General features: G+C 43.9%; 19 protein-coding genes. 14 read left to right on the plus strand and 5 right to left on the minus strand.

From position 1 onward, the window contains the following. Positions 1-604: 604 nt before the first annotated feature. Complete coding sequence (locus AAFN85_RS14220; RefSeq protein WP_347528087.1) at positions 605-4,027, plus strand: ThuA domain-containing protein; 3,423 nt, start codon at positions 605-607, stop codon at positions 4,025-4,027. A gap of 361 nt (positions 4,028-4,388) precedes the next feature. Here AAFN85_RS14220 and AAFN85_RS14225 read toward each other — a convergent pair whose 3' ends face one another. Beyond that, on the minus strand, positions 4,389-5,150 hold the full coding sequence (locus tag AAFN85_RS14225) for a phosphosulfolactate synthase (protein WP_347528088.1): 762 nt from the start codon (positions 5,148-5,150) through the stop codon (positions 4,389-4,391). 403 nt (positions 5,151-5,553) lie between these two features. Further along, positions 5,554-6,957: a tetratricopeptide repeat protein gene (locus AAFN85_RS14230; RefSeq protein ID WP_347528089.1), complete on the minus strand. Its 1,404-nt coding sequence runs from the start codon at positions 6,955-6,957 to the stop codon at positions 5,554-5,556. A 239-nt stretch (positions 6,958-7,196) separates the two neighbouring features. Between AAFN85_RS14230 and AAFN85_RS14235 the strand changes: the two genes are divergently transcribed. The 13 genes from AAFN85_RS14235 (at position 7,197) to AAFN85_RS14295 (ending at position 21,341) form a co-directional block, all read left to right on the plus strand. Then, positions 7,197-8,738, plus strand: coding sequence for an aldehyde dehydrogenase family protein (locus AAFN85_RS14235; RefSeq protein ID WP_347528090.1), 1,542 nt, complete (start codon positions 7,197-7,199; stop codon positions 8,736-8,738). Positions 8,739-9,127: 389 nt separating this feature from the next. Further along, positions 9,128-10,777: a S8 family serine peptidase gene (locus AAFN85_RS14240; RefSeq protein ID WP_347528091.1), complete on the plus strand. Its 1,650-nt coding sequence runs from the start codon at positions 9,128-9,130 to the stop codon at positions 10,775-10,777. A gap of 160 nt (positions 10,778-10,937) precedes the next feature. Further along, positions 10,938-11,459 carry a DUF177 domain-containing protein gene (locus tag AAFN85_RS14245; protein WP_347528093.1) on the plus strand — a complete coding sequence of 174 codons (522 nt, stop codon included), beginning with the start codon at positions 10,938-10,940 and terminating at the stop codon, positions 11,457-11,459. 15 nt (positions 11,460-11,474) lie between these two features. Continuing rightward, positions 11,475-11,666: a 50S ribosomal protein L32 gene (gene rpmF, locus AAFN85_RS14250; RefSeq protein WP_347528094.1), complete on the plus strand. Its 192-nt coding sequence runs from the start codon at positions 11,475-11,477 to the stop codon at positions 11,664-11,666. Between the two features lie 16 nt (positions 11,667-11,682). After that, complete coding sequence (gene plsX, locus AAFN85_RS14255; protein WP_347528095.1) at positions 11,683-12,621, plus strand: phosphate acyltransferase PlsX; 939 nt, start codon at positions 11,683-11,685, stop codon at positions 12,619-12,621. A gap of 11 nt (positions 12,622-12,632) precedes the next feature. Then, positions 12,633-13,622: a beta-ketoacyl-ACP synthase III gene (locus tag AAFN85_RS14260; protein WP_347528096.1), complete on the plus strand. Its 990-nt coding sequence runs from the start codon at positions 12,633-12,635 to the stop codon at positions 13,620-13,622. A 242-nt stretch (positions 13,623-13,864) separates the two neighbouring features. After that, positions 13,865-14,338 (plus strand): acetyl-CoA carboxylase biotin carboxyl carrier protein, encoded by a 474-nt coding sequence (accB, locus tag AAFN85_RS14265; protein WP_347528097.1) that lies wholly within the window; start codon positions 13,865-13,867, stop codon positions 14,336-14,338. A 148-nt stretch (positions 14,339-14,486) separates the two neighbouring features. Further along, on the plus strand, positions 14,487-15,821 hold the full coding sequence (accC, locus tag AAFN85_RS14270; RefSeq protein ID WP_347528098.1) for an acetyl-CoA carboxylase biotin carboxylase subunit: 1,335 nt from the start codon (positions 14,487-14,489) through the stop codon (positions 15,819-15,821). Between the two features lie 76 nt (positions 15,822-15,897). After that, the gene (gene tatC, locus AAFN85_RS14275) at positions 15,898-16,764 is read left to right on the plus strand and encodes a twin-arginine translocase subunit TatC (RefSeq protein WP_347528100.1); all 867 of its coding nucleotides are present in this window, start codon (positions 15,898-15,900) and stop codon (positions 16,762-16,764) included. A 144-nt stretch (positions 16,765-16,908) separates the two neighbouring features. Next, a complete protein-coding gene (gene rpiB, locus AAFN85_RS14280; RefSeq protein WP_347528101.1) occupies positions 16,909-17,346 on the plus strand; it encodes a ribose 5-phosphate isomerase B in 438 nt (145 codons plus the stop codon). A 121-nt stretch (positions 17,347-17,467) separates the two neighbouring features. Further along, entirely contained in the window at positions 17,468-19,033 is a 1,566-nt protein-coding gene (locus AAFN85_RS14285; protein ID WP_347528102.1) for a M28 family peptidase, read from the plus strand. Between the two features lie 364 nt (positions 19,034-19,397). Further along, complete coding sequence (locus AAFN85_RS14290) at positions 19,398-20,789, plus strand: LutB/LldF family L-lactate oxidation iron-sulfur protein (protein ID WP_347528103.1); 1,392 nt, start codon at positions 19,398-19,400, stop codon at positions 20,787-20,789. Between the two features lie 3 nt (positions 20,790-20,792). After that, positions 20,793-21,341, plus strand: coding sequence for a dihydrofolate reductase family protein (locus tag AAFN85_RS14295; RefSeq protein WP_347528105.1), 549 nt, complete (start codon positions 20,793-20,795; stop codon positions 21,339-21,341). Positions 21,342-21,570: 229 nt separating this feature from the next. On the opposite strand, the gene AAFN85_RS14300 is transcribed toward AAFN85_RS14295, so the two are convergent. The 3 genes from AAFN85_RS14300 to AAFN85_RS14310 all read right to left on the minus strand — a co-directional run bounded on the left by AAFN85_RS14300 (position 21,571) and on the right by AAFN85_RS14310 (position 23,601). Further along, a complete protein-coding gene (locus tag AAFN85_RS14300; RefSeq protein ID WP_347528106.1) occupies positions 21,571-22,131 on the minus strand; it encodes a hypothetical protein in 561 nt (186 codons plus the stop codon). 85 nt (positions 22,132-22,216) lie between these two features. Then, positions 22,217-22,798, minus strand: coding sequence for a gliding motility lipoprotein GldD (gene gldD, locus AAFN85_RS14305; protein WP_347528107.1), 582 nt, complete (start codon positions 22,796-22,798; stop codon positions 22,217-22,219). Then, positions 22,795-23,601 (minus strand): shikimate dehydrogenase, encoded by an 807-nt coding sequence (locus AAFN85_RS14310; RefSeq protein WP_347528108.1) that lies wholly within the window; start codon positions 23,599-23,601, stop codon positions 22,795-22,797. The genes gldD and AAFN85_RS14310 overlap by 4 nt, the downstream gene beginning before the upstream one ends. Positions 23,602-23,892 lie beyond the last annotated feature (291 nt).

Below are 23,892 nucleotides of genomic sequence, written 5' to 3' on the forward strand. Positions count from 1 at the left end.
GCCGATGGTACTGCGGTAAAACGTGGGAGAGTAGGTCGGTGCCGATCTTTATCGCCTTAAATGGTGTAACAAATGCAAAGCCTTAGTCAACAACTAAGGCTTTTTGCGTTTACATACTTTTCCTAAGCCAGGCTTACCTTGCGTGGCGCATAGGTTGAGCACGCAAAGGCGCTAAGACGCAAAGTTTTTTTTGCGGATAGTTCACGAGGTTAAGCTCGCAAGGGTGGCTAAGGCGCTAAGGCTAATCTCTCCCCGCCGTCATTGCGAGGTACGAAGCAATCGCGAACGGTACAGGGCGGATTTGTATAACCCCCTGCTTCCGTGCGATTGCTTCGTACCTCGCAATGATGTGTGAATGGTAGTCGTAGGTCTCAACCACTCTCCATTCTATATTGATCAACCTAATCTTCTTCCCAAATCAATCTACCAAAATCCTCATTTTAAATTATCGTGTCGTTTTTACACATTGGGTATTGTTTCGTAAATATTTAGTTATAAATTTGATAGGCAACAATTTACTGCAATCGATTGAGTAAATTGCTGATAAAATCCTAAATTCAACAACGTTAAAACCAATTAACCCAAAACCAATATAAAAGCCGATATGAAGAAAATCGTCCTGGTAGTGCTTGTGGCTTTAAGCTGCATTTACATGTCCTGTAATAAAACGCGCCCCAATAAGCCGCGGGTGCTCATCTTTTCAAAAACAATGGGCTTTCACCATGCATCTATCGATGCCGGTATTGTGGCCATCAAAAAACTTGGCGCCGAAAATGGTTTTGATGTTGATACCACAAAAAACTCGGCTATGTTTAATGATGATACGCTGAAGCAATACTCTACAGTGATATTTTTAAGCACTACTGCTGATGTACTTGATTATCGTCAGGAAGCAGCCTTTGAACGTTATATACAGGCCGGTGGCGGCTTCGTAGGGGTGCATGCCGCGGCTGATACCGAATACGACTGGGGCTGGTATGGTCGCTTAGTTGGTGCATGGTTTTACGACCATCCTGGTATTAACGATAAAAATCCCAACGTACAGCCCGGCACCTACAACATAGTAGATGCTAATAATGATGCTACCAAAGATCTGCCCAAAGTATGGAAACGTACCGACGAGTTTTATAGTTTCCGCAAGCCACTGGCCGAAGACGTACATGTATTGATCACCCTTGATGAAAATAGCTATAAAGGCGGTAAACGGATGGGGCTGCACCCTGCAACCTGGTACCATGATTTTGATGGCGGTCGCGCTTTTTACACAGCTATGGGCCATACCGACGAAAGTTATAAAGAAGCCGGTTACCTGAAAATGCTGTTAGCTGGTATTAAATATGCTATTGGCGATAACAAAGAATTGGATTACGGCAAGGCGAAAACCCAAAACCCGCCAGAAGAGGATCGTTTTAAAAAGACCCAACTTTCAACCGGCGAGTTTTTTGAGCCTACGGAAATGACCGTTCTTCCTAACCTGGATATCATGGTGATCCAACGCCGCGGAGAGATCATGCTTTACAAACACGATACTCAAAAGGTAAAACAGGTTGGTTTTTTTGACGTGTACTGGAAAGCACACGTGCCTAATGTAAATGCCGAAGAAGGTATGCTTGGCTTAGCTAAAGACCCCGACTTTGCTAACAATAACTGGGTCTATATTTATTATAGCCCTGCCGATAGTTCGGTGAACCGTTTATCGAGGTTTACCTTTAAAAACGATACGCTTGATAAAAAGACCGAGAAAGTAATCTTAGAAGTTAAAGCGCAACGCGAGATCTGCTGCCATACCGGTGGCTCGATAGCATTTGGCCCGGGACCGGATAAAATGTTGTTTTTCTCGGCTGGTGATAACTCAACTCCATTCGACGAAAAAGGACAAAAGTATGTAAGCAGCGGTTATGCACCTTTGGACGACAGACCAGGCCATCAGCAGTTTGATGCCCGCCGTTCGGCAGGTAATACTAATGATCTTCGTGGCAAGATCCTGCGTATAAAATTAAAGGATGACGGCACTTATGAGATCCCGGAAGGAAATCTTTTCCCAAAAGGAACGCCAAAAACGCGTCCCGAAATTTATGTAATGGGTGATAGGAACCCTTATAGGATCTCGGTCGATCAGAAAAACGGCTATTTGTATTGGGGTGAAGTTGGCCCGGATGCACATAACGATAGTTTGGATGTTCGTGGCCCAATGGGTTATGATGAAGTGAACCAGGCCCGCGAGGCCGGTAACTTTGGCTGGCCATATTTTGTAGGGAACAACAAGCCTTACCATGTTTATGATTACGAAACCGGTAAATCAGGCCCTGCATTTGATCCTCAGCACCCGGTTAACAAATCACGCAATAATACAGGTTTGGTTGATCTGCCTCCGGCTCATCCTGCATTTATCTGGTACCCTTACGGGCCATCTGCCGATTTTCCTCAGGTAGGCACCGGTGGTCGTAACGCGATGGCCGGCCCGGTTTATTATACCGATATGTTCCCTGCGGATACCCGCCTGCCTGATTACTATAATGGTAAGTTTTTAGCTTACGATTGGATGCGCGGATGGATCAAAGCGGTTAGTCTGCAACCCAATGGCGATTTTGACAAAATGGAACCATTCTTCCCTAAATTGAAGGTGAACTCGATGATAGATATGGAAGTTGGCCCGGATGGAAGGCTTTACGGCCTGGAATATGGCAGCGGCTGGTTTAGCCATAACCCGGATGCAGGCTTATTCAGGATTGATTATATATCGGGTAATCGTCCACCAGAGATCTCGTCATTTAAAGCTGATAAAAAATCGGGCGTGTTACCATTTACCGTTAAACTTTCGGTTGATGCTCATGATCCTGAAAAAGATAATATTTCTTATACCTGGAATTTGGGTAACGGCGTAACCAAGCAAACTACCACGCCAACGCTTGATTATACTTATACTACAGTAGGCGATTATAAAATTACAGTTGAGACCAAAGATGATAAAGGTGCAACGAGCAAAAGCGCTCCTATAGCCGTTTACGCGGGTAATGAGCAACCTACCGTTAACATCAATATATCCGGAGGGAATAAATCGTTCTACCTGCCAGGTCTCCCCGTTAAATACTCTGTTAACGTAACTGATGGCCCGGATACAAAGGCGGTTGATCCGAAACGGATTTACGTGGGGCTTGATTATATTGATGGCTTTGATAAGGCGCAAACAGCAGCTCAGCTTGAACAGGGCGAACCTGAAAACCGTGGGAAAACGATCATGTTAACCATGGATTGCAAAAGCTGCCATAAAGAAGATGGTAAATCTATCGGCCCATCATTTACAGAGGTTGCAACCAAATATAAAAAAGACCCTAATGCCGCGGCTAAGCTTAGCCAAAAGGTAATTAAAGGCGGTGCAGGTGTTTGGGGCGAAACGGCAATGTCGGCACACCCAAGCATTAAAAAAGGTGATCTTGATCAGATCATTAACTGGGTGCTGTCGTTGGATAAGAGCGATCAGAAACCATCTTTACCTGCATCTGGTACAATTTTACCTGCTCCGCCAGAGAAACAACAATCAGCAGCATTGGTGATCTCGGCTAAGTACACTGATGATGGCGGTAACGACATTAAAAAGATGACCGGCAGCAACATTGTATCATTAAATAGCAGCACTTATCAGTTTAAAGGTTCAGAGAAATTTAACGGCTTCACTGCCTTTAAATACAATGGTATTAACCTGATGATCTACCCTGGTGGCGATGGCTGGTTTGAAATTGACAATATCGATTTAACAGGCGTGCGTTCCATCAACCTTACCAACTTTTGGCAGGCACCTCCAACCTCGCCTATCAATTTTGAGTTAAGGCTTGATTCGGAAACCGGCGCGGTAGCCGGAAAAGGCAGCATGGCTGCGCCTGCTAAGGATGCTAAGGGCGGCGCTGTGCACATTGTGTTGACACCGGTAACGGATGGGAAAATGCATAAGCTATTCTTTGTATATAAACCGACGAGCAAGGCTGCAATGACTGCGGGTGTTACTTCGGTTATTTTTAGCGCGAAGTAAGCGAAAACACATTTATTATAAGAAAAGGGTTGGTCTGTAGTAAGATCAACCCTTTTTTATTACCATTAGAAGCCGTCATATCTTCTAAAAAATGTCATTTCGATAGAGCGGAGGCTGATAGAGCATCGGGGCGAAAGAGAAATCTTGTACACCCTACAAGGCAGCTGTGCTTGTTGAATTTGCAAGGCGTACAAGATTTCTCCTCACCCGCCCTCACAATTCCCGCCCTGTTCGTCGAAATGACGGCGGTTTTATTCATTTAAACAAGCGCAAGTACTTGAGCATGTTCTCTGCCCAAACAAAAAGGTCTTCAGAAAAACTCCGAAGACCTTGGTTAATTGTATATAAGATCAGTCAACAATTACATTTCTAAAAAGTGATCGAAAGTATCACTGCGGATGCCCAGACGTAAAGTTTCCAAAGGAATAATATCTGCCGGGGCTATGTTGCCTAAACTTACATTGGCACCTATCAATTTAATAAACCAAACTTGCTGTGCTTTTTGCGGGGCTTCCCAAATGATGGCTTCTTCCGGGATTTGGGTCAGGATCTCATCAACTAATCCCTGGCGCACTTCGCCCGAATCACGGTAGATACCTACGTTACCACTTTCGCGGGCTTCAGCAATTACTTTCCATGAGCCGGCCTCAAGTTCGGCATTCATCAGTTTGATCCATTTATAGGGAGCGAAGATCTTCTGTACATCTTTCGAGCCTACTTCAGATATTACTGTTACCTGTTTGGCCAGTTCACTGATATAGTTACATTTAATATCATGCTCAATAGTGATCGATCCGTCAGATACTTCGCAATGCTCCAGTTTATATTTATCCAACAAACGACGGTAATCATCAAATTGGTTACGCACAATAAAAGCCTCGAATAAAGTACCTCCAAAATAAACCGGGATACCGGCTTCGCGGTAAAGCTGTAATTTTTGATCCAGATTAGGGGTTACATATGATGTAGCCCAGCCTAACTTCACAATATCGGTGTACGATCCACCAACTTCAATGAAATCTTCAACCTGGCGCAGGCTAAGGCCTTTATCCATAACCATGGTAATGCCTTTATCGCGTGGTTTAGCTGTACGTTCGGGAAGATGATTAATAGTGTAGTTCATCGTACTGTGGTGGTTATAGCCTATAACTAAAAGTTCTAACGGCGCAAATGTCGCAACAAATGTGCAGATGTGCAAATTTCAAATGTTAAATGATTTTAAAGTCGACTGTAAAGTTTTTGTTAGGTGGTGAGTGGTTGATTAGGTGAGTGGTTGGCATGTATCTTATCTTTTCGTTACCGCGGGTTTAGCGCAGCGTAACCCGTGGTTCACCATCACTTAAGTTTGTAACTTAAGTCCCACTCGGGTCAGAGACCCGAACGATTATTCCCACGGGTTACGCTGCGCTAAACCCGCGGTAGTAGTTATTATAAAAAGAAAAAGGCGCAAAATTTACGCCTTTTTCTTTTATGCTTTCAGATAGGTTAACTACTCACCTAATTAACCATTCACCACTAACCTAACCCTAACGAGTATATCTCGCAATGATATCAATGATCACCTTGTTATTTTGTAACTGCGGCAGGTAATCAAACAAGATATAATGTTTTTCCGGATCGGCTGTAAGGGCCGATTCCAGGTTGTTCAATGCCTCATTAAATTCGCCTTTAGCAAACAGATAGGCTACCATGCGGTAGTATAATTCTGCTGCTTCCGGGTTGTTTTTTATCGCTTCGGCAATGATCTCGGTGGCTTCATTAAGCTTTTGTTGTTCGTATAGTATCGATGAATAGTCAAGCCACGCATCGATATCCAGCGGATTTAGTTCAACCACTTTTTCGTAAGCTTTTTCAGCCTCTGGCAAATGACCAAGTTTGTATTCAGCATCAGCTATCGCGAACCAGAAATCGGCGTTGGCAATATCCAGATCAAGCGCTTTTTTGTAAAAGTGCAGGGCCTCGAAATAACGTTCCTCAAAATCAAGTGTTACACCAATTCCAAACCAGGCATCAGCCAGTTTCGGATCCATCTTAACCGATTTTTTGTAGAAGGCGCGTGCGTCATCCATCTGCTCCAGCTTTTCGTAGCATTCGCCAATAGCGCAATAAGTATCTGCATTGGGTTGCTCGTACTCGAAAGTTTGACGATATACTTCTATAGCTTCGGCATATTTTTCAAGGTTAACCAGCGCATTGCCTTTATTAAAGTAGGCAGATGCGAAGCTGTCTTTAATTAATATAGCATAGTCGTAAGCATCGATAGCTTTTTCAAACAGGCTTAACTTGGTAAAAGCGTTGCCTAAGTTATACCAGGCCGCATAGCTGTATGGTTCGTTATCGATGTATTGCTGATAAAACTGAACGCTTTCCTGCTGGTTGTCCATTACGTCGTAGCAAAAAGCAAGCTCGTAAAGGGCATCCTGGTTTTCCATGTTTTGCTTAAGGCAAAGCTTAAGGTAAGTGATGGCCGTATCGTAATCGCCCATGTTTTGGTAAACGTAGGCTATGTGCAGCAGGATCTCGTCGGTTTCTTCGGCAAGGTCGAGCGCCTTTTCGTAATTTTCAAGCGCCTCGGCGTACCGCTCCAGGCTTTCGTACAGGTTACCACGGATGATATAAATATCCGCGTCGGACGCTTCGAGCATAGCAGCTTTATCCAGGGCCGCGAAAGCCTCCGGAACTTTGTTACTTACCACAAGCAGTTGGGCCTGTTTGATCAGGAAAATTGCCGCAAAAGGGTGCTGATTTCGCGCGTATTCTGCTACCTGTAATGCCTTGGCCGGATCATTTTTTTCGATGTAGTAGTCGATAATGTTCTCAAACGCCTGGGCATCAAAAAAGTACAAGTCCTGATTTCTGATCATTTCCTCATACCGTTCTACCGAGAATTTTGGGTCTTCGGTAAAACCAAATTCAAATTCTTCTTCCATTCAATTTTGTTTGCAGAACATCCGCTTTAGGTTGACAAATTGCCTTGTAAAGACTTATTGAGTCTTAAATTACAATAACAAACCAACCCAAATGCAATTAAGTTTTCAACATTCACACATTGTTAACACCTGTTTACTACAAAGCCTTGATAATTAATAGCAATGGATAAAGCAGGCAACAAATAGGGGATACTGAAAAATTGGCTCAAAGATTTCTACCTTTGACAAAAGTAACAATTATGGAGCCTAATATTTCAGATATCCTAAAACGTTTACATATAAACGATATTAATGAGGCCTTTAGTACAGGCAGCACCTGGAGCAGCAGTGCCGGTGCAACTGTAAAAGATATACTATCGCCGGTTGATGGCAAAAAGATAGCGTCGGTTCGATTAGCTACCGAAAGTGATTATAACCAGGTAGTTGAGCAGGCCGCCAAGGCGTTTAAAACCTGGCGCAAAACTCCCGCTCCCAAACGCGGTGAGATAGTACGCCAGATTGGCGAGGCCCTGCGCGCTGCCAAGCAAGACTTAGGTACCCTCGTATCTTACGAGATGGGAAAAAGCCTGCAGGAAGGCCTCGGTGAGGTACAAGAGATGATTGATATTGCCGATTTCGCGGTAGGCTTGAGCCGCCAATTATATGGATTGACCATGCACAGCGAAAGGCCCGAGCACCGCATGTATGAGCAGTATCACCCCTTGGGTATAGTAGGTATTATTTCGGCATTTAACTTCCCTGTGGCAGTTTGGAGCTGGAATTCGTTACTGGCCTGGGTTTGCGGCGATGTTTGTATCTGGAAACCATCCGAAAAAACACCGTTAACCGCTATTGCCTGCCAGCACATAGCGCAGGAAGTTTTTAAAAAGAATAATATAGAAGAAGGCGTATCATGCCTGGTAATAGGCGAGCGCAATATAGGCGAGCTGATGGCTGCCGATACCCGTGTACCATTGATCTCTGCTACCGGTTCAACCCGCATGGGCAAAGCAGTGAGTGCCGCTGTAGGCGCGCGACTGGGCAAAAGTTTGTTAGAGCTTGGTGGCAATAATGCCATCATCATCAGTGAAAATGCCGATTTGGATATGTCATTAATTGGCGCTGTTTTCGGTGCAGTGGGCACAGCCGGGCAACGTTGCACCAGCACCCGCAGGTTGATCATCCACGAAAGTGTTTACGAAACCTTTAAACAAAAATTGGTTAACGCTTACAAACAGATCCGTATTGGTAACCCGTTAGATGAGCATAACCACATGGGTCCGCTGATCGATGCCGATGCCGTAGCTTTATACCTCAACTCGATTGAAAAATGTAAAGCCGAAGGCGGCAATTTTGTGGTAGAAGGTGGCAAACTGGAAGGTGCCGGTTACGAATCGGGCTGCTATGTAAAACCATGTATTGCCGAGGTAGAAAACCATTACCAGATAGTACAACACGAAACCTTTGCGCCGATACTTTACCTGATCAAATACAGCACTATTGAAGAGGCCATCGATCTGCAAAACGGCGTTCCGCAAGGTTTATCATCAGCCATCATGACCAATAATTTACGCGAGGCAGAACAATTTTTATCCTATGCGGGTTCTGATTGCGGTATTGCCAATGTTAACATCGGTACATCCGGCGCGGAGATTGGTGGTGCATTTGGTGGCGAGAAAGAAACCGGCGGAGGCAGGGAATCCGGATCAGATGCCTGGAAGGTGTATATGAGGAGGCAGACCAATACGATCAATTATTCTAAAACCTTGCCATTGGCGCAGGGGATTAAGTTTGATTTGTAAGATAGCGCTCTCCCTCATGTCATTGCGAGGTACGAAGCAATCGCACGGAAGCAAGGTCGCCCTGTATAGTATGCGATTGCTTCGTACCTCGCAATGACATGAGGGGTATGTTTGCGTTAGGGATAGGAGCGGATACCGGCCTCGTGGCTAAGGCCTGTAGGCGTATGAGCGGATAGCCCGGCCGAAGGCAACGCCCATATTTAAAAATCATCAGCTGTTGTAAAAAGCAGTTATTTAATTAGATATAAAGTTATTAGTAATCAGATTAATAAAAAACGTCATTGCGAGATACGAAGCAATCCCAAACTATGCAGGGCCGCTCTGTAGATCGGGGATTGCTTCGTATCTCGCAATGACACGTTATTTTGTTCAATCGTAAAACAAGTTCAATGTTCAATTTTTGCAAGTACATTACCGGCACAGCCTTATCAGCAGCTTTATTATTCAACTTACCAGCTTCGGCACAAGAAATGGCCGCGGCCCAGCCAGCCCCGCCAAAGGCCTGGCACCTGCTCGATTTAAAGGAAACCGGTTACTACGGTATCAGCCTGAAACAGGCTTACCTGTTTGTGAAAACAAAAAAAAGCAAGCCGGTGGTGATTGCAACAATTGACAGCGGTGCCGATACCTTACAACAAGACCTTAAGCCGGTACTTTGGATAAACACCAAAGAGATTCCGGGAAATGGCATTGATGATGACCACAACGGTTACATTGATGATATTCACGGCTGGAACTTTTTAGGTGGCCCGGATGGCAGAGCCGATTTTACCGAAACTACGGAGGAGGTTCGCGAATACAATAAGCTTAAAGGAAAATACGCTTCTGCTACAGATTCGACCGCTACCGATAAAAAGGAATACGCCTATTACCTGCGCGTTAAAACGGTTTATGATTCTACAGTAAATAAAGCCAACACCGAGATTAGCCAGCTTTCGCCGGTGATGAATGCTTTGATGGTTACCAGTGGTTACATTAAACGGAGCTTGAATTTACCCGCCAACGGTACATTTACCAAAGCTGATCTGGTACGGGTAAAAGCCGCTAACGATACCCTAAGCCAAAGCAAATACGTTTGGGAGTCGGTTTTCTCGCAGGAGGGTGTGGGCGCTAACAATGCCAAGATCATTAAAGATCTGAGTGAATACCTGGCTAAACTGAACAATGATATCTCGCCTGATCTTACCTCGCGCAAACGTATTGTGGGCGATGATCCGGATGTACAGGATGGCAAGCCTTACGGCAACAACCTGGTGAAATTTGCAGATGCAGCCCACGGTACCGGAGTAGCCGGATTAATAGGCGCAGTACGTAACAATAACTACGGTATTAATGGCGTAGCCGATAATGTTAAGCTGATGATCATCAAAGCTGTACCTAACGGCGATGAATATGATAAAGATATAGCCAATGCCATCCGCTACGCGGTTGATAACGGTGCAAGGGTGGTTAACATGAGCTTCGGCAAAAAAATATCTCCGCACAAAGAATGGGTTGACGCAGCTTTTAAATACGCGGCATCAAAAAATGTTTTGCTGGTGATGGCTGCAGGTAATGATAACCTGGATATGGACACGCAACCAGAGTTTCCGAATGACACTTTTTTAGATGGCTCGGCAACAGATGCTGATAACGTGATCAGCGTAGGAGCTTCGGGGCCTAAATTAGGGCAGAACCTTGCAGGCGATTTTTCAAACTATGGCAAAAAAAGCGTTGATGTTTTCGCGCCCGGCGTAAAAGTTACATCTATCACTACCGATGCAGAAGTGGATACCGAAGATGGTACCAGCTTCGCCTCGCCAATTACCGCAGGTGTAGCTGCTTTGATACTTGAATACTATCCAAACCTGAGCGCCAAGCAGCTTAAAGAAGCCATTTTAGGTTCGGCTACGCCGCTTACTACCACCATGGTTTTGAAGCCCGGCAGCAAAACCGAGAAGGTGAATTTTACAACACTCTCAAAAACAGGCGGTATAGTAAACGCCTATAAAGCGCTGCAACTGGCCTCGAAAATGAAACCAGAGCTTTCAGGAAACTGATCTATTGATAATTAAGGAGATTATTCATGGCGAATAATCTCCTTAATTATCAACCTTTTACCTTTCGCCTTTTACCTTTCACCTCCCAAAAAAGGCAAAATGAAAAAACACTTTCCAGTTATGGTATTTTTCCATACATTTGCGGGCTAATTGTTGCTCATTGAAATCGCTTAAAAAATATTCGATTCCCTTTACGGGGCTTAAACTGGGAAAACACCTGTTTGAGTATGACATACAGGATGATTTTTTTGACGAGTTTGAATATTCGCTCGTTAAGAAAGCAACCCTGCACTGTGAAATTGAACTGGACAAGCAGGAAACTATGCTGATCCTGAACTTTAAGATAGATGGTACAGTTGAAACCACCTGCGACAGGTGTTTGAAAGTATTGCCTATACAGCTTGACATCACCGAACAGCAGATAGCTAAGTTTAGTGATGAAGAGGTTGATGAGGATGAAGAAATTATAACACTTGGCAAAAATGATCACGAGATCGACGTTGCCGGGTTGATATATGAATACATTAATGTTGCAGTGCCGTTTATATCCATATGCGGCGAGGGTAATACCTCAACCTGCGATAAAGAAATGCTTGATAAGTTAGATAGCTTATCGGCAAATGGTGAACAAAGTGAGCAAACAGACCCACGGTGGGATGCGCTCAAAAACATGAATAAATAATTAATTTAGGATATTATGCCACATCCAAAGCGGAAATTTTCGAAATCGAGGAGAGATAAACGCAGAACTCATTACAAAGCGGAAGCTCCAACTTTAACTACTTGTCAAACTACAGGCGCTATACACTTGCCTCACCGCGCGTATACTGTTGATGGTAACGTTTACTACAACGGTAAAGTACTTATTGAGAAAGCAGCAGTAGCCTAAGTTTAATTTTCTGAAAATGAAGATTGGCTTGGACATTATGGGCGGTGATTACGCCCCTAAAGCAGCTGTTTTAGGAGCTATCGAAGCTTATAAAACTTTATCGCCCAACCAGAAGCTGGTTCTTATTGGCGATAAGGAGGTTACAGTAAGTATTCTTCAGGAAAATGGTGTAAGCCCCGATCACTTCGAGTTTGTTCACACAACCGAAGTTATTGGTATGGGCGAGCACCCTACAAAAGCTATTGTTCAGAAACCTGATTCGAGCATTTCAGTTGGTTTCCAGCTGTTAAAAAATAACGAGATCCAGGCTTTCTCATCCGCTGGTAACACCGGCGCCATGCTTGTTGGTGCCATGTTCAGCGTAAAAACTATTCCGGGTATTTCACGCCCGGCCATGACAACTATTGTACCCAAACTTAAAGGCGGTTTGGGTATTTTGTTGGATGTAGGTGCCAATGCCGATTGCAAACCCGATGTGCTTGTTCAGTTCGGTGTACTCGGCAGCTTGTTTGCCCAATCTGTTTATGATATCAGTAACCCGCGGGTTGCCCTTATTAACATTGGCGAAGAAGAAGAAAAAGGCAATTTACTTTGCCAGGCTACCTACCCTTTAATGAAAGAAACAAAGTTGTTTAACTTTGTTGGTAATGTTGAAGGACGCGATCTTTTTAGCGAAGGGACTGATGTGTATGTATGTGATGGTTTTACCGGCAATATAATATTAAAGCTGGCCGAATCGTTTTATGTTATTACAAGGAAGAAACAGCTGAAGGACGAGTTTTTTGACAGGTTTAATTACGAGCAATATGGCGGCAGCCCGATATTGGGTGTTAATGCCCCTGTTGTGGTTGGCCATGGCATCTCGAGCCCTGAGGCTATTAAAAACATGGTGCTGCTATCAAGGGACATGGTAGAGAGCAATCTTGTTGATAAAATAAAACAAGCATTCCAGTAATTTTATTAAAGATGAGTAAAGTTCATGCCGCTATTACCGCTGTACATGGTTACGTTCCCGACTATGTGTTAACCAACCAGGAACTGGAAACATTGGTTGATACAAACGACGAGTGGATCACCAGCCGTACCGGTATCAAAGAGCGACGCATATTAAAAGGCGAAGGCCTTGCTACATCTGATATGGCGGTCCCCGCTGTTACCGAGCTTTTAAGGAAGCGCGGTATCGGTGCCGATGAGATCGATCTTATCATCTTCTGTACTACCACCCCCGACATGATATTCCCGGCTACGGCCAACGTTTTAGCCAACAAAATTGGCGCAAAAAACGCGTGGGGATTTGATTTACAGGCGGCCTGCTCAGGCTTCCTTTACGGCTTAACATCGGGTGCGCAGTTTATTGAAAGCGGCAAGCATAAAAAGGTACTGGTTGTGGGCGGCGATAAAATGTCGGCCATAGTTAATTATAAAGACCGTGCTACCTGTATTATTTTTGGCGATGGCTGCGGTGCCGTTTTATTGGAACCAAACGAAGAAGGCAATGGCCTGATCGACTCTATCCTGAAAAGCGATGGCGCGGGCGGTCAATATTTAAACCTTAAAGCCGGTGGTTCATTAAAACCTGCAAGCCATGCTACTGTTGATGCCGGCGAACACTTTGCCTACCAGGAAGGTCAGGCGGTGTTTAAATTCGCGGTAACCAATATGGCCGATGTTGCACACGAAGTTATGGAGCGCAATCACCTTACAGGCGATGATATTGCCTGGCTGGTACCGCACCAGGCCAACAAGCGCATTATTGATGCTACTGCAAACCGCACAGGCATCAGTCCCGAAAAAGTGATCATTAATATTGAACGTTACGGCAATACAACCAACGGTACCATCCCGCTTTGCTTGTGGGAATGGGAAAGCAAGTTTAAAAAAGGTGATAACCTTATTTTAGCAGCTTTTGGCGGTGGCTTTACCTGGGGTTCGGTATATTTGAAATGGGCTTATTAACGATGTGCAGATTTTAGATGTGCGGATGTGCAAATTATAAAATGCATATTTTTGTATATCAAAAAATTAAAACATCCGTAAAAGGCACATGTTATCTGCTTATAGAGAAATACATAATTCGGATCACGTTAATAATTCGATCCATTAATTAACATATAATTTGCACATCTGCACATTTGCATATTTGCACATTTGATTATAATTTAGGTATAAAACTGTCCAAAACCAATTAATCCTTCAACATGGATATTAAACAAATTCAGGACCTTATTCGCTTTGTTTCAAAATCGGGCGTAAACGAAGTATCGATCGAGCAAAAAGATTTTAAGATCACAATTAAAACCAACGAGGTTCAGCCTACGGTAGTACACGCAACTATCCCAGCAGTTACCCAACCGGTTACACCTGTGTTGCCAGCCGCTCCTGCACCAGCTCCAACCGAGCCAGCAGCCCCGGCCGCTCCTGATACTTCTAAATACATCACCGTAAAATCACCAATGATCGGTACTTTCTACCGTTCGGCCGGTCCGGATAAGCCTCTGTTTGTAAACGTTGGCGACGAGATAAAACCAGGCAGCGTGGTATGTATCATTGAGGCTATGAAATTATTCAACGAGATCGAATCAGAAGTTTCGGGCCGTATAGTAAAAGTACTTGTTGACAACGCCTCACCAGTTGAGTACGATCAACCACTGTTTTTAGTAGAACCAGCTTAATTGATGTGCGGATGTGCAGATCATAAATGTGCAGATGATAAATAAATTCATCTGCACATTTATAATTTGACCCGTTCATTGAGTTTATCATATTCGTTTTTTCATCTGCATATTTGCACATCTGTAATTTGCACATTAAAGAAAAACCATGTTTAAAAAAATACTAATAGCTAACCGTGGCGAGATCGCCCTTCGTGTTATCCGTACCTGTAAAGAGATGGGTATTAAAACGGTAGCTGTATATTCAACTGCCGATCGTGATAGCCTTCATGTGCGTTTTGCTGATGAAGCTGTTTGTATCGGTCCGCCGCCAAGCCGCGATTCATACTTAAATATTCCTAACATCATATCGGCTGCCGAATTAACCAACGCGGATGCTATCCATCCTGGTTACGGTTTCTTATCTGAAAACGCTAAGTTTTCAGCTATCTGTGCCGAATACGGTATCAAATTTATTGGTGCCACTGCCGATCAGATCAACCAAATGGGTGATAAAGCTTCGGCTAAGGATACCATGAAAAAAGCCGGTGTACCTATCGTTCCCGGTTCTGAAGGTTTGCTTTCTGATGTTAAATCGGGCATTGCTATCGCCAACAAAATTGGTTATCCGGTTATACTTAAAGCTACTGCCGGTGGTGGTGGCCGTGGTATGCGTATTGTTTGGAAAGACGAAGAGTTTGAGAACGCCTGGGATTCGGCCCGTGCCGAGTCTGGTGCTGCTTTTGGTAACGATGGCTTATATCTTGAAAAATATGTTCAGGACCCACGTCACATCGAGATCCAGGTAGTAGGCGATCAGTTTGGCAAAGTATGTCACCTTTCTGAACGTGATTGCTCAATCCAACGCCGTCACCAGAAACTGGTGGAAGAAGCCCCTTCACCTTTCATGACCGAAAAACTTCGTAAAAAAATGGGTGAGGCAGCTATTAAAGGTGCCAAAGCCGTTAAATACGAAGGAGCAGGTACAGTAGAGTTTTTGGTTGATAAAGACCGCAACTTCTACTTCATGGAGATGAACACCCGGATCCAGGTAGAGCACCCGGTTACCGAAGAGGTTATCAACTTCGATTTGATCAAAGAACAAATTAAAGTAGCTGCCGGTATCCCTATCTCGGGCAAAAACTACGAGCCAACAATGCACGCCATTGAATGCCGTATCAATGCCGAAGATCCGTTTAACGGTTTCCGTCCTTCACCAGGTAAGATCACCAATTTCCACTCACCGGGTGGTCATGGTGTACGTATAGATACCCACGTGTATTCAGGTTACGTTATCCCGCCAAACTATGATTCGATGATTGCTAAAGTTATTTGCGTGGCCCAAACCCGCGATGAGGCTTTAAGCACCATGGAACGTGCCCTGAGCGAGTTTGTGATCGAGGGTATCAAAACCACTATTCCATTCCATTTAAAATTATTGAAGGATCCTAACTTCCGCGCTGGTAACTTTACCACCAAGTTTATGGAAACGTTTGAAATATAATATATCAAATTCAAACTATCTTCATATAAAAAAACGTACTTAGCACGATAACGCTTATGCAGCGGTATATATAACAATGAGCGAGAACAAGATAATTAAAGCGATAAAGGAAAAAGGAAAAACGTTAGAGGCAGAAATGTCTTTTTTTGACCACCTCGAAGCTTTAAGAGGCCACCTTATACGCGCCTCGATAGCCATTGTAGTATTTACCGCTGCTGTTTTTTATTATTACGACTGGATCTTCAGCACCATTATCATGGGGCCCAGCAGATCAACCTTCTGGACTTACCGGATGCTTTGCAAATTGGGAGCCGCGCTTCATCGTGATGGCTTTTGTATTGATAATGTACACGTTACGCTTATCAATACCGAAATGGCCGGTCAGTTCACGTTGCAAATCAACTCTTCACTTATTATCGGCATTACACTTGGTGTCCCATATCTGATCTGGGAGATATGGCGTTTTATTAAACCAGCTTTACACGATGCTGAGCGTAAAGCAGCCACCGGCTTTGTATTTTATGCCTGTATCCTATTCTTTTTAGGTATCACGTTTGGTTACTTCGTGATCACCCCAATGTCAATCAACTTCTTATCGAGCTATACAGTTAGTACGGCTATTCAGAACTTGTTCGATATTGATTCGTACATATCATCTGTAGCCACACTTACCCTTGCTACCGGTGTGGTTTTCCAGTTGCCAATTTTGGTTTACATATTGGCGAACCTGGGTATCATGACACCTAAGTTCATGAAAGAAACCCGTCGTTATGCGATTGTTGTTATCCTGATCATTGCCGCTGTGGTTACTCCTACACCGGATATGCTTACAATGACTGTTGTAAGTATCCCGCTGTTTGTGTTATACGAAGTAAGTATAGTAGTAGCTGGCCTTGTTGAAAAACGCAAGATCAAAAAAGAGCAGGAATTAGCGAACTCTTAATCTTTACTTTTATTATCCCCGCAATTTAAGACACTTTTACAAAGGTGATATTTGCATATTTTATAAGCATATAATGGCCTTTTTTCGGCATTTATAACAATTTATTTACCTTTAAAAAGTAGTAAAACGTTATACTTTTGAAAAATGAAGCAAGGATTAAAAATTGCCATAGGCTCGGATCACGCGGGCGTTGATTACAAACAAATTTTAACAGAAGCATTATCAGATGCCGAGGTAAAAGACTTCGGTACTTATTCTGCCGATTCGGTTGATTATCCTGACTTCGCCCACCCGGTTGCCAACGCTGTTGAAAGCGGCGAATGCGAATTAGGGATCTTGATTTGCGGTGCTGCCAACGGCGTAGCTATTACAGCTAATAAACACCAGGGTATCCGCGCTGCTATTTGCTGGAAAGAAGAGATCGCGGTACTGGCCCGCAGCCATAACAATGCCAACATAGTTTGCATCCCGGCCCGCTTTGTTACCCCCGAAGAAGCAAAGGCCATAGTAACTACATTTTTAAATACCGAATTTGAAGGCGGCAGGCACGCTACCAGGGTTGGTAAAATTGCTTGTAGTTAGGTGAAAGGATAAAGGCGAAAGGTAAAAGGTAGTTTTCGTTCCGATTAATGTAGCTGCCTTTTACCTTTACCCTTTCAGCTTTAACCTAATATCTCTTATAATAAAATTATTGACTGACAGAATGAATAAATTACCATTATGGATCCTCGCGCTGGCATCGGCCACTACGGCTTGTGCGCAGCAAAACCCAACGGCCGTAAAATACGCCGGACTAATCACTGCCGAGGATGCCAAAAAACACCTGAGCATCTTGGCTTCCGACGCTTTTGAAGGACGCGAAACAGGCAAACCCGGCGCTGAAAAGGCCGCTAACTACATAGCCGGAGAGTTTAAAAAATTAGGCTTGCAAGGCCCTGTTAAAGGATCATACTTTTTTGATGTTCCACTTACCGAAAACGGTTTAAACGTTTCTGCCTTTACTGTTAACGGAAAAGCATTTGGGTTTGGTAGTGATTTTTATTTCGGCGGAGCTTTCCCGGATAAAAATACGTCTGTAAATGATATCGTATTTGTAGGCTACGGAACCGAGGAAGAAGTTGGCACTACCGATCTTACCGGCAAAATTGTACTTTGGATTAATGAAGATAAGCCTGTTGCCGGTACCACGCCGAACACCGGCTACCGCATGAGCACTGCCCGCAATAAAATTGTTAAGGCACTACAAGCTAAAAATCCAGCCATCATATTGGCTGCTAACCCGGGTATTGCTACTGTGCTTGGCCGTTTTGGTAAAAGCATCACTACGCCGCGTTTAACCATTAAAGAAGAAAGCAGCAAGCCGGTAAATACCAATGCCCCGGTAATTAATATTACAACTGCTATTGCCGATGAGTTGGTAAAACCAACCGGTAAAACCTATGCCGATTTGAAATCTGCTTCGGCTGGCGCGGTTGTTCCCGCTGCTGCCATAAAGGATAACGTGGTTATTAACTACGTCAGCGTTAAAAAAGATGTAAAAGCAGTTGATGTATTAGGCTACATGCCAGGTACTGATCTGAAAGACGAGGTATTGGTGATCTCGGCCCACTATGACCACATTGGTTTGGTGCAGGACGAAAAAGCAAAAGATAAAGTAAACAACGGTGCCGATGATGATGGTTCTGGGACTACCGGGATCCTTGAAATTGCCCGCGCTTTCTCTAAGGCTAAAAAAGATGGTCACGGCCCACGCCGCAGCATCCTGTTTTTAGGTAACGTTGGCGAGGAAAAAGGTTTGTTAGGTTCTGAATATTATTCAGAGCACCCGGTATTCCCGTTAGCTAATACCATTACTGATTTGAACATTGATATGATCGGTCGTGTAGGTGAGGAGTACATTGGCAAGCCAGATTCGGCTAACTATGTATATCCTATCGGTTCGGCCATGCTGAGCAAAGAGTTGCACCAGATAGGTGAAGATGCCAACAATACTTACACCAAGCTGAAATTGGATTATAAGTACGATGATCCTAACGATCCTAACCGTTTTTACTACCGTAGCGATCACTACAATTTCGCTAAACACGGCGTACCGATCATCTTCTACTTTAACGGTGTACATGCCGATTACCATCAACCAGGTGATGAAGTAAGTAAAATTAACTTCCCGTTATTAGCTAAACGCGCTCAACTGGTATTTTATACAGGTTGGGAATTAGCTAACCGCGATAAACGCCCGGTTGTTGACGGAAATGCAGGTAAAGAATAATTGTTAGTGAGTGGTTGATTGGGTTGATTTGGTAAATGGTTGCCCCGCTCAAAAATTAAACAACAAAAGGTGCACAATGTGCGCCTTTTGTTGTTTAAAAAGATAGCTGATAGCTACCGCAGGTTTAGCGCAGCGTAACCTGTGGTTAGCCGTTACTTAAGTTTATAACTTAAGTTCCACTCGGGTCAGAGACCCGAACTATTTTACACCACGGGTTACGCTGCGCGAAACCCGCGGCAGTGAGAGTTACGCTACGCTAAACCCGCGGCAGTTAAAGCGGTAGTTATAAAAAAGATGCAACCACTCACCTAATCAACTCAATCAACCGCTCACTTTTAAAAAACAAAACCCTATTTTCGCATATATGGGAGCAACCTCGGAAGAATTCCTGGTAAAATCAGAGGAAAAAGCCTTTGATGCCGATCACCGCCGCATTATCAACTTTAATATCGACCGTTATAATACGGCCGTGGCCCGTGGCTTGTCGCGGGTTATTAATTTGGACAATGCCAAAAAGAAGGGGCATGTGCTGAAGTGGAAGGTGATGGAAAACCTGGATAAATTCCTGCCCGAGTTTGAAGCCAATTTTCAAAAGCGGGGCGGCAAAGTGATCTGGGCAAACGATGTGCAGGAAGCACAAAAGGAGATCCTGAACATCATCCAAAAAGCCGGTGCCAAAACTGTGGTAAAATCCAAATCGATGGTTACCGAAGAGGTTCATTTAAATGAGTTTCTGGAAAGTAACAACATCGAATCGCTCGAAACCGATCTGGGCGAGTATATAGTGCAGTTGCTTGGCCAAAAGCCATATCACATTGTTACCCCGGCTATGCACCTCAGCAAAGAGGATATTGCCAAACTTTTCCACGAAAAATTTGGTACACCTATAGACGCCACGCCCGAGCAGGTAACCCAAAAAGCCCGTGAGTTGTTGCGTGAAAAATACGTACAGGCGGATGTAGGTATTACAGGCGCTAACTTTTTGCTGGCCGATACAGGTAGTATCGCCATCAGCGAAAACGAAGGCAACGCACGATTGTGTACTACCTTTCCTAAAATACATATCGCCATAGTTGGTATTGAGAAGATCATCCCATCAATTGCCGATCTGGATCTGTTTTGGCCAATGCTCTCTACCCATGGTACCGGCCAAAATCTTACCGTTTATAATACGATACTAAGCGGCCCGCGAAGGCCAAATGAAACCGATGGCCCGGAAGAAATGTATGTGGTGTTGCTGGATAACGGCCGTACCAACCTGCTTGCTCAAAAAGATCAGCGTCAGGGTTTATACTGCATCCGCTGTGGGGCTTGTCTTAATGGTTGTCCTATCTATAAAAACATCGGCGGGCATACTTATGCCACTACCTACAGCGGGCCGATAGGTTCGATCATTACACCGCATACCCAGGGTATGGAGGATTTTAAACACCTCAGCTATGCCTCAAGCCTATGCGGTAAATGTACCGAGGTTTGCCCGGTTAAGATCGATATCCACAAAATGCTGCTCCTTAACCGTCGCGATGCGGTTAAAGAAAACCTGGTGACCAGCAAAGAACGCTGGGGCTGGAATATCTGGAAAAAAGGAATGCTGAAACGCAGCATGGCCGATTTTTTTGGCGGAGGCATGAAAAACTTCCTGCTCAAAACTTTCTTCAAACGCACCTGGGGACATTTGCGGGAGATGCCGAAAGTGGCAGATAAATCCTTCAGTAAACAATGGCAGGAAACGCACAAAGACCAACCTGAGGATTAACCCATGCGTAAAATAATATTAAACCTTGCGGTAAGCCTTGATGGCTTTATTGAAGGCCCCAACGGCGAATACGATTGGTGCTTTAATGACCAGGATTATGGCCTCACCGAATTTTTCAACGCCAGCGATGCCATATTTGTCGGCCGGAAAAGCTACGAGCTGATCATGAATACCGATCCTAACATGTTTGCCGGGATAAAGCTCTATGTATTTTCGGATACTTTGAATGAGCCGCAAGGTGATAATGTTGAAATTATCCGCTTGGCTAATTTTAAAGAACGTGTTGAACTAATAAAGCAACAGGAAGGAAAAAATATCTGGTTATTCGGTGGTGCCAGCCTCGTTTCTGCATTTATCGAACATGATCTTATCTCAGAGCTTTTGCTCTCCGTTCATCCCATTATTTTGGGTGCCGGGCGACAGCTTTTTACCGATATTAAAGAAAGGGTAAACCTTATACTGCTGGGTAGCGAGCCGTTTTCGAGCGGGTTAATTCAGTTGCGCTATGCCATGAAGCCTAAGTTTGATTTGGGGATGCTTGCGGGGATGTAGAGTAACAGTAATCAAAAAAATGTCATTTCGACGAACTGCGGAGGGATTCGCGGGGTGAGTGAGGAGAAATCTTGTACGCCCTGCTTCTCAACTTTGTATTACGGCCTTGCGTGGCGTACAGGATTTCTCTTTCGCCCCAACGCTCTTTCGCACCTCCGCTCTATCGAAATGACATTTTTCTTTTTGAAACATTTGTGTACAATAATCCACAAGCTTATCCTGCTAAGGGCTATTCAATCGCTATCATCACAAACTCTTTTTGCATCTCTTTTACCCTTGCTGCCATGCGTTTAATGAACAGGTAATTGGCTGTGCCTCCAATAACGGCGCCTACTACAGGTACCAGGCGTTCGGCAGTGCGGGTGCCTAATATCATCAATAACCTTTCGGCAATGCCTTCCATCATGCTTTTGGTAATGGCCACTCCAGCCTCAACTCTTACCGAGGTGGCAACAAGGCTCATGAAATCTTCAAAGCCGTTTTCGTAGGTGCCACGGTAATAGTACATAATGCCCATAATAGCGCGGAATTGCTGGGTGATCAGGTTGATAAAATCAAAAGGGATACCAGCAACAAGGGTAAACATGCCACCACTCCCCGCCATAGCTCCCGAACCGGCTGCTAAGCACGCGCATTGGTTAATAAAACCATCAATGCCAAGCTTATCAACTCCATTTTTTATTTTAAGCTGATCGATATTATCAAATACTTTCCTGAACCCTATATGGGCAAGATTTTCGGTATGCAACCTAAGGTCGCTGCCTATTTTATTTAGTTTGATGAGTTTCATGGTTATCGTAGGCGCAGGCTTTTAGCAATGCACCTATATAACTAACAATGGATAGGGAGAGCTGTTTTTATTGGCTTAAATTATCTTATCGCCATTTAAAGCTCTTGATCATCACCGCCACATCCTGCTTAATAAAATTAAGTACCGGCTGGATAGAATCAAGACGTGGTTCACTGTTAAAATACAGCGCGCCACGGATATAATTGCGGGTACTATCGGTAAGGAAAAACTGGGCCGACGAAGCGGCATTACCATCAATGGTATAATATATACCGTAAACCTTTTTATCGGCATAATGAATAACGCCTTCATCAATTGATGTAGCCTTTACCGTATGCTTAAAAGCAAAAGTACGGGCATCCTCTACAAGTTCATTAAACTCCTTTTTTGAAGTAACGGGCTGATAACTTAAGTGCAGCGTAGCCTTAAACTGCGGAAATTGCATATTTACCCAGCAGGGTTTTGCGCCTGCTTTTTTATCCGGTTCAATAACGGCGTACTTAGGGTAAGTAAAAGTATAAGGGCAACCGGCGGTATATTCCTGGTATTCTTTTTTGGGGAACTCAATACGGTAAAAGCCTCGTGGCTTGGGCGCGTAATCATGATTGCCTCCGCCGCAGGCAGCAAATAACAATAATGCGGTTACTAATAATGCTATATACTTCATGGATGCTTCTCTTTTGAGTTCCAGATCTCCCATGATTTTTCGGCCTGTAACACCAGCATTTCGTAACCATTTTTGGTAATTGCACCACGGTTGCGGCCTTCTTTTAAAAAGAGGGTTTCTTCCGGGTTGTAGATCAGATCGTACAATACATGGTTTTCGCCAATATAATCGTAAGGTATAGGCGGGCATTCATCAACGTTAGGGTGCGTACCTAATGGGGTAGTGTTGATGATAAGCTTATGCTGCATAATATGATGCGGCTGCAGATCTTTAAACAAGATGTTATCGGCATGGTGCGTAGGTTTACGGGTTACTACTTTATAACTGATACCTAAATTTTCCAGCACGCATTTTACAGCTTTTGCGGCGCCGCCATCGCCCAGTACCAGGGCATCGTCGGTAGCATCGCCAATGAGTGGTTTTAATGATTGTTCAAAACCATAAATATCGGTATTGTAACCTTCCAGCCTAAAATCATGATCTTTTACGCCTATCTCGCCCGAAAAAGCCGCTTCAATAGGACTTTCGGCAGTTACCCGGATACAGTTAACGGCACCGGCGGTGCGGGCATCATGCTCTATCCAATCCAAATACTGGAGTACATTTATTTTATGTGGGATGGTAACATTGAGGCCTTTAATATCGGGGTGCTTGTCGAGCAGGTCTTGAAGGTCTTTAATATGCTCAATCGGGTAAAGATCATAGCGGCAATCGGTAATACCCTCGGTCTCAAATTTTTCGGTAAAAAATTTTTTCGAAAATGAGTGCGAAAGCGGAAAGCCTATTAGTCCGTAGTGTTTCATTATCAATTTTTATATCGATGCAAACGCTAAAGTAATCAATTATAGCTGTACAAGGGTATGCTGATTAAAAGGGATCTTATAAACGGGAAAAACGCGCTGTTTAATTATTGCTTTAAAACCCCTCTGTTTTTGACGGCATTAAAACATTAATTTTTCTCATTAACCGTATGTTGTTATGTCTGAATTATTTAATAGGAAAATTATTTCAAATTAAGTAATTCTATGCATCCGCAAAATCGTAATTTGGGCAACAGTAATGACCCCTATTATTTTATCCCCCGCTTATCCTTT

Source organism: Mucilaginibacter sp. CAU 1740 (assembly GCF_039839285.1).
In the GTDB taxonomy this organism is placed as follows: domain Bacteria; phylum Bacteroidota; class Bacteroidia; order Sphingobacteriales; family Sphingobacteriaceae; genus Mucilaginibacter.

Coding starts and splice junctions, on each gene's coding strand:
- AAFN85_RS14310 (WP_347528108.1), bottom strand. CDS start 23,601: ATGAAACACTACGGACTAATAGGCTTTCCGCTTTCGCACTCATTTTCG.
- accC (WP_347528098.1), top strand. CDS start 14,487: ATGTTTAAAAAAATACTAATAGCTAACCGTGGCGAGATCGCCCTTCGT.
- AAFN85_RS14225 (WP_347528088.1), bottom strand. CDS start 5,150: ATGAACTACACTATTAATCATCTTCCCGAACGTACAGCTAAACCACGC.
- accB (WP_347528097.1), top strand. CDS start 13,865: ATGGATATTAAACAAATTCAGGACCTTATTCGCTTTGTTTCAAAATCG.
- rpmF (WP_347528094.1), top strand. CDS start 11,475: ATGCCACATCCAAAGCGGAAATTTTCGAAATCGAGGAGAGATAAACGC.
- tatC (WP_347528100.1), top strand. CDS start 15,898: ATGAGCGAGAACAAGATAATTAAAGCGATAAAGGAAAAAGGAAAAACG.
- plsX (WP_347528095.1), top strand. CDS start 11,683: ATGAAGATTGGCTTGGACATTATGGGCGGTGATTACGCCCCTAAAGCA.
- rpiB (WP_347528101.1), top strand. CDS start 16,909: ATGAAGCAAGGATTAAAAATTGCCATAGGCTCGGATCACGCGGGCGTT.
- AAFN85_RS14300 (WP_347528106.1), bottom strand. CDS start 22,131: ATGAAACTCATCAAACTAAATAAAATAGGCAGCGACCTTAGGTTGCAT.
- gldD (WP_347528107.1), bottom strand. CDS start 22,798: ATGAAGTATATAGCATTATTAGTAACCGCATTATTGTTATTTGCTGCC.
- AAFN85_RS14295 (WP_347528105.1), top strand. CDS start 20,793: ATGCGTAAAATAATATTAAACCTTGCGGTAAGCCTTGATGGCTTTATT.
- AAFN85_RS14240 (WP_347528091.1), top strand. CDS start 9,128: ATGTTCAATTTTTGCAAGTACATTACCGGCACAGCCTTATCAGCAGCT.
- AAFN85_RS14290 (WP_347528103.1), top strand. CDS start 19,398: ATGGGAGCAACCTCGGAAGAATTCCTGGTAAAATCAGAGGAAAAAGCC.
- AAFN85_RS14220 (WP_347528087.1), top strand. CDS start 605: ATGAAGAAAATCGTCCTGGTAGTGCTTGTGGCTTTAAGCTGCATTTAC.
- AAFN85_RS14230 (WP_347528089.1), bottom strand. CDS start 6,957: ATGGAAGAAGAATTTGAATTTGGTTTTACCGAAGACCCAAAATTCTCG.
- AAFN85_RS14260 (WP_347528096.1), top strand. CDS start 12,633: ATGAGTAAAGTTCATGCCGCTATTACCGCTGTACATGGTTACGTTCCC.
- AAFN85_RS14285 (WP_347528102.1), top strand. CDS start 17,468: ATGAATAAATTACCATTATGGATCCTCGCGCTGGCATCGGCCACTACG.
- AAFN85_RS14235 (WP_347528090.1), top strand. CDS start 7,197: ATGGAGCCTAATATTTCAGATATCCTAAAACGTTTACATATAAACGAT.